Source organism: Stieleria sp. (assembly GCF_041595215.1).
Taxonomy (GTDB): Bacteria; Planctomycetota; Planctomycetia; order Pirellulales; family Pirellulaceae; genus Stieleria; species Stieleria magnilauensis.
Map to the genome: position 1 here is coordinate 1 of NZ_JBFHKV010000460.1, position 6,220 is coordinate 6,220.

The following is a 6,220-nucleotide window of genomic DNA, read 5'->3' on the forward strand; positions in this document are numbered from 1 at the left end:
AGCCGGTTCGCGCCAGCGTCCGGGCTCCGTTTCTTCAGGTTAGGGCCCGTAGGCTCACGCCAAACGGCTGGTCAGCGTTTGAAATCAGCCGGTTCGCGCCAGCGTCCGGGCATCTCCGTTTCTTCGGGTTAGGGCCCGTAGGCTGGCGCCAAACGGCTGGTCGTCAATTGAAATCAGCCGGTTCGCGCCAGCGTCCGGGCTTCTCCTCACCGATTGAATCGACAGAACGCTCGCGCCATTCCGCTGGCTACCTCGGTGCCAAAACCGGGCGTGGCGATCGGCGTCACCGGGGTCGGGCCGCTCCGTCTGCGGGGGCCGGAGCCGCCCGTGCGTCTCGCGGACCGAAAATCAAACAGCGACAAAAAACCTAAGTATCGGGCACTTCGAAATTTGATTCCCAGCCGGTAAGATGGTCGGTCCGGCAAGTTCTGTTCCGCCCCGATTCATACCAAATCCCTGAAAGCAATGACGCCTGCTGAAATCCGCGACGAAATCCTGGACATTCTCGAAGACATTTCGCCGGACGAAGACCTGGACGATTTGAAGGACGAGGTTCCGTTCCGGGAGCAGTTGGAACTCGATAGCATGGACTTTTTGGACATCGTGATGGAGCTGCGGAAGCGGCACCGTGTCCAGATCCCCGAGGAGGAGTACGGGGAGCTTGCCAGTATGGCTTCCACGGTGGCGTATCTTGAACCGAAGATGCGTGACATCGTCAAAACCTGATCCTGCGGTCCGTCGACTCCACACGCGTCGAATTATCTGTGACCGACCCGAACGCAGCCAAGAACAGCGCCGACCACTACGACACGATCATCATCGGTGCCGGGATGAGTGGTTTGGCGGCCGGGATCCGTCTAGCGCACTACGACCAGCGGGTCTGTATTCTTGAGCGTCACTACACCATCGGCGGGCTGAATTCGTTTTACCGGATGGGCGGGCGTGACTATGACGTCGGTCTGCACGCGATGACCAATTTCGCCAAACGTGGGACCAAGAAAGGTCCGCTGGCAAAGCTGATTCGTCAGTTGCGGTTCCGCTGGGACGACTTCAAGCTTGCCGAGCAAATCGGTTCGTCGATTCGGTTCCCCGGCGTGTCGCTCGATTTCAGCAACGATATCGGGTTGCTGGAAAACGAGATCGCCGAGCGGTTCCCCGGTCAGGTCGATGGCTTCCGTTCGTTGTGTGACTCGCTGCTGGATTATTCCGACATGGATGGAGCCGATGAGCGTTTCATGCGTTCGGCCCGCGAGGTCATGGCCGAGCACATCAGTGAGCCGTTGTTGATCGAAATGTTGCTCTGTCCGCTGATGTGGTACGGCAACGCTCGCGAAAACGACATGGACTTCGGTCAGTTCTGCATCATGTTTCGGGCCTGTTATCTGGAAGGGTTCGGGCGTCCGTTTAAGGGCGTGCGGGTGATCCTGAAGAACCTGGTCCGCAAGTTTCGCGGGCTCGGCGGCGAGTTGAAGCTTCGCAGCGGCGTGTCGAAGATTCATGTCGAAGGCGGACGCGCCGTCGGCGTGGTCTTGGATGACGGGACAGAATTGACGGCGACGCGCATTCTCTCGTCGGCCGGCAATGTCGAAACCATGCGGATGTGCGACGACATCACCGAAGTCGACGTCGCACGTGCGGGAAAGCTGTCGTTCATCGAATCCATTTCGATCCTGGATCGAATGCCGCAATCGTTCGGGTTTGATCGCACCATTGTTTTCTACAACGACAGCGACGCGTTTCATTGGAAACGTCCGGACGACGAGCTCTGTGACGCGCGGACCGGCGTGATCTGTTCGCCGAACAATTACATCTACGAAGACGACGAGGGTGACCTGCCCGACGGCGTGTTGCGGATCACGACGCTCGCCAATCACGATCGATGGTGCGAGTTGCCCGAAGCAAAGTACCAAGCCGAAAAGGTGCGGCAGTACGATTTGGCGGTCGCGTCGTCGGTGCGTTTCATGCCCGACTTTCGCCAGTACGTCGTCGACACCGACGTGTTTACGCCCAAGACCATTCGGCGATTCACCTGGCATGACAACGGTGCCGTCTACGGGGCACCGACCAAGCAACTCGATGGCACCACGCACCTGCCGAACGTTTTCTTGTGCGGCACCGACCAGGGGTTCGTCGGCATCGTCGGCGCGATCGTCAGCGGCATCAGCATGGCCAATCGGCACTGTCTGCAGCCGTAGCGGGTTGCATCAGCGTGTTGGTTGGGTCGTTGCCGAAATCATGGTGAGCCGATGTCGCTAGCCCAATGCCACCTGCTTTGGCGCCAAACGGGGGGCTTTTGTTAGCGGCAGGGCGCGAGCCCTCCGGTCTTTCAAGGTTAAACCGGACGGCTCGCGCCGTTCCGCTACCTCACTCAGTGCCAAAGTAAGTGGCATCGTAGGTGGGTCTTGAAACTTGAAACTTGAAACTTGATCCGCAGGCACTGCGGATCGGCCCATAAAAAAAGACTCGGCTGAAGACAGCCGAGTCTTTTTGATGTTTGCTTGGCGGGCAGGTGATGCGATGCATTGCACCTGCCCGGCGTGCTTCGCGTGTTAGCTGTTGGTGATCGCAGCTTGAGCGGCGGCCAGTCGGGCGATCGGGACACGGAAGGGGCTGCAGCTGACGTAGTTCAGTCCCACTCGGTGGCAGAACTCGACGCTGCTCGGGTCGCCGCCGTGTTCGCCGCAGATGCCGATCTTCAAGGCCTTCTTGGTGGAGCGGCCTTTGGTGACACCCAGCTCGACCAGTTGTCCGACACCGGTTTGATCCAGGGATTGGAACGGGTCGACATCCAGGATTTCTTGCTCCAGGTAATCGGGCAGGAAACCGCCGATGTCGTCGCGGCTGTAGCCGAACGCCATCTGGGTCAAGTCGTTGGTGCCGAAGCTGAAGAAGTCGGCGTGCTCGGCGATCTCGTCGGCGGTCAAGCAGGCGCGGGGAATTTCGATCATGGTTCCGATCGAGATATCCAGGTCGCCGTCGAATTTCTTCGCCGCAACGGTCGAGGCAATCGTCTCCTCGACTTTCTTTCGCAGCAGTGCGAGTTCTTTGTAGGTTCCGACCAGCGGGATCATGATCTCGGGGTGAGCCTTGATCTTCTTCTTGCCGCAGTTGATCGCCGCTTCGGTGATCGCTTGGACCTGCATTTCCAGGACTTCGGGATAGGTGATGCTCAAGCGGCATCCCCGGTGTCCGAGCATCGGGTTGGCTTCGTGCAGCGCTTCGATGCGTTTCTTGATGTCCGATGCTTTGACGCCCAGTTCAGTGGCCATCTCTTTTTGAGCGGCCGATTCGTGGGGCAGGAACTCGTGCAACGGCGGGTCAAGCAAGCGGATCGTCACGGGCAGTCCGGCCATCGCTTTGAAGATGCCTTCAAAGTCTTTGCGTTGGAACGGCAGCAGTTTGGACAGAGCCTGACGGCGTTCTTTTTCTTCTTCGGCCAGGATCATCGACCGCATGTGAATGATGCGGTCCGGCTCGAAGAACATGTGCTCGGTACGGCACAGTCCGATGCCTTCGGCGCCGAAGTCACGGGCTCGCTTGCTGTCGGCGGGTGAATCCGCGTTGGTGCGAACGGCCAGCGTGCGGTACTCGTCGGCCCATTTCATCAGCTTGGCGAAGTCGCCGGACAGCTTGGGCTCTTGTGTTTCGACGGCACCCAGCATGACTTCACCGGTGGTTCCGTCCAGGCTGATGACGTCGTTGACGCCGAGGGTTTGCCCGTGGACCTTCATGCGTTTTTTCTTTTCGTCGATCTCGACGTCGGAGGCACCTGCGACGCAGCACTTGCCCCAACCTCGGGCGACGACGGCTGCGTGGCTGGTTGCACCGCCGGTGCTGGTCAGGATGCCGACCGCGGCGCTCATGCCATCGACGTCTTCGGGGCTGGTCTCGCGACGAACCAGGATGATGTTTTCACCCGCGTCTTTGCGTTCACGGGCTTCTTCGGCCGTGAAGGCGGGTTTGCCGACGGCGGCACCCGGCGACGCGTTGATGCCTTTGCAAAGCACTTCGGCGGCGTTGCGGGCGGTGGTTTTGAAGCTGGGCAGCAGCAACTGCGTCAGTGCGTTCGGGTCGACTCGCATGACCGCTTCTTTTTGGTCGATCAGCCCTTCCTTGACGAGATCGCAAGCGATTTTGACCGCGGCGATGCCGGTTCGTTTGCCGGTTCGCGTTTGCAGCATGTACAGCGTGCCACGTTCGATCGTGAACTCGATGTCCTGCATTTCGGCGTAGTGATTCTCGAGCGTCTTCTTGACCTCGAGGAGTTCCTTGTGGATCGCGCGATTCCACTTGGGCATTTCGGCGACCGGTTGCGGGGTGCGAATCCCCGCGACGACGTCTTCACCCTGAGCATTGATCAGGAATTCGCCGTAGAACTTGTTTTCGCCGGTGTTGGGGTTTCGCGTGAACGCGACGCCCGTTCCCGAATCTTCGCCCATGTTTCCATAGACCATCGATTGGACGTTGACGGCGGTTCCGAGCAGGTGGCGGATCCCTTCGATCTCGCGGTACTTGACCGCCCGATCGGTGTTCCAGGAGCCGAAGACGGCTTCGATCGACAGTTCCAGTTGTGCGACCGGATCCTGCGGGAACATCTCGCCGGTGTGCTGCTTGTAGACTTCTTTGTAAGCCTCGCACAGTTCTTTCAGGCCCTCGGCCGGCACTTCCGTGTCATCGGAGACGTTGTACTTTTTCTTGATTTTGTCGAATGCGACTTCGAACTGGTGGTGGTCCATCCCCATCACGACGTCGCCGAACATGTTGATCAGGCGGCGGTAGGCGTCGTAGGCAAAGCGTTCGTTTTTGGTCGCCTTAGCCAGGCCTTCGGTGGAAATGTCGTTCAGGCCCAGGTTCAGGATGGTGTTCATCATCCCGGGCATGCTGACCGCGGCTCCGGAGCGGACGCTGACCAGCAGCGGGTTGGAGTCGTCGCCGAACTTCTTGTCGAGTTCTTTTTCGAGTTTCTTGATCGCTTTGCCGACCTCGTCCATCAGGCCCGCGGGCAATTGCTTGCCGGCCTTGTAGTACTGGTCACAGACTTCGGTGGTGATCGTGAACCCGGGGGGGACCGGGAGTCCGATCGAGGTCATTTCGGCGAGGTTCAGTCCTTTTCCGCCGAGTAGAGCTTTGGGTTTGCCTTTGCCTTCGGTTTTTGTTTTACCGAAGTAATAGACCATCTTGTTCGCCATGGTTGTTCTCTATCGAAACCGTCTCAGAAGGGGCGTGAGCAGGCGGTGGGTTCGTCGCTATCCGTAGTCAAAACAAGGACTTACGTCTATCGACGCCGCTTGAGCTCGTGGAGAATTAAGGAGTCACTCGGGAGTCATCGGGGGCGTCTTGCTCGGCATGGTGGTGCCGCGAATCGCGGTCGCAATTCGCCTGAAGTGCCCGATTTATTTCACCTCGGTCCGGCCAAGCGGGCGTAAATCTATTTGCGACAAGCGGTTTGGTCAATGAGAGGGGCACCGGGAACCTGGGCAGGGCCGCGGTTTCTTTGCACGCCGAGGCAATGTGCGGGATCAATCGGGCTCGGCGAGATCCGCTCGCGTCCCTACAATTCGCTTCTTTCCCCGAGTCACTCCACTTTGCCCGCCGACCACCGTGACAAAGCCAACCAGCCAACTTCGCGTTTACAACACGCTGACGAAAACCAAACAGCCGTTCGAGCCGATCGCTCCGCCCGCCGTCGGGATCTATCTGTGTGGACCGACCGTCTATGCCGAATCCCACATCGGTCACATGGTCGGCCCCGTCATTTTTGACACCGTCAAACGCTACCTGCGGTACAGCGGCTACCAGCCGACCTGGGTGGTCAACATCACCGACGTCGACGACAAGCTGATCAACAAGAGCAAAGAGCGAGAGCTGCCGGTTTCTCAGATCGCCACGGAAATGACGGCCGACTACTTGGCCAACCTTCGCGAACTGGGCGTCAACCAGATCGACTACATGCCGCGGGCGACCGATCACATGCCCCAGATCATCTCGTTCATCGAGCGGTTGATCGAAAAAGACCACGCCTACGAAGTCGATGGAGACGTTTTCTTCGACGTCGTCAAAGACCCCAACTACGGTCAGCTCTCCAACCGCAGCGTCGACGACCAGCAGGGTGAGGGCGGCGAGGCGGCGGCGAAAAAACGGTCCGCCGGCGATTTCGCGCTCTGGAAATCCGCCAAGCCCGGTGAAATCTCCTGGGATAGCCCCTGGGGCCGCGGCCGAC

General features: G+C 59.2%; 4 protein-coding genes. 3 read left to right on the forward strand and 1 reads right to left on the reverse strand.

Annotation, left to right across the window (positions count from 1 at the left end):
• The first annotated feature begins 465 nt into the window (after positions 1-465).
• Positions 466-726, forward strand: coding sequence for an acyl carrier protein (locus tag ABX749_RS17785; RefSeq protein ID WP_372897143.1), 261 nt, complete (start codon positions 466-468; stop codon positions 724-726).
• Positions 727-764: 38 nt separating this feature from the next.
• Positions 765-2,195: a phytoene desaturase family protein gene (locus ABX749_RS17790; RefSeq protein ID WP_372897144.1), complete on the forward strand. Its 1,431-nt coding sequence runs from the start codon at positions 765-767 to the stop codon at positions 2,193-2,195.
• Positions 2,196-2,549: 354 nt separating this feature from the next.
• On the opposite strand, the gene ppdK is transcribed toward ABX749_RS17790, so the two are convergent.
• The gene (ppdK, locus tag ABX749_RS17795) at positions 2,550-5,189 is read right to left on the reverse strand and encodes a pyruvate, phosphate dikinase (protein ID WP_372897145.1); all 2,640 of its coding nucleotides are present in this window, start codon (positions 5,187-5,189) and stop codon (positions 2,550-2,552) included.
• A gap of 412 nt (positions 5,190-5,601) precedes the next feature.
• Here ppdK and ABX749_RS17800 point away from each other — a divergent pair.
• On the forward strand, positions 5,602-6,220 hold a 619-nt coding region (locus ABX749_RS17800), incomplete at its 3' end, for a class I tRNA ligase family protein (protein ID WP_372897146.1).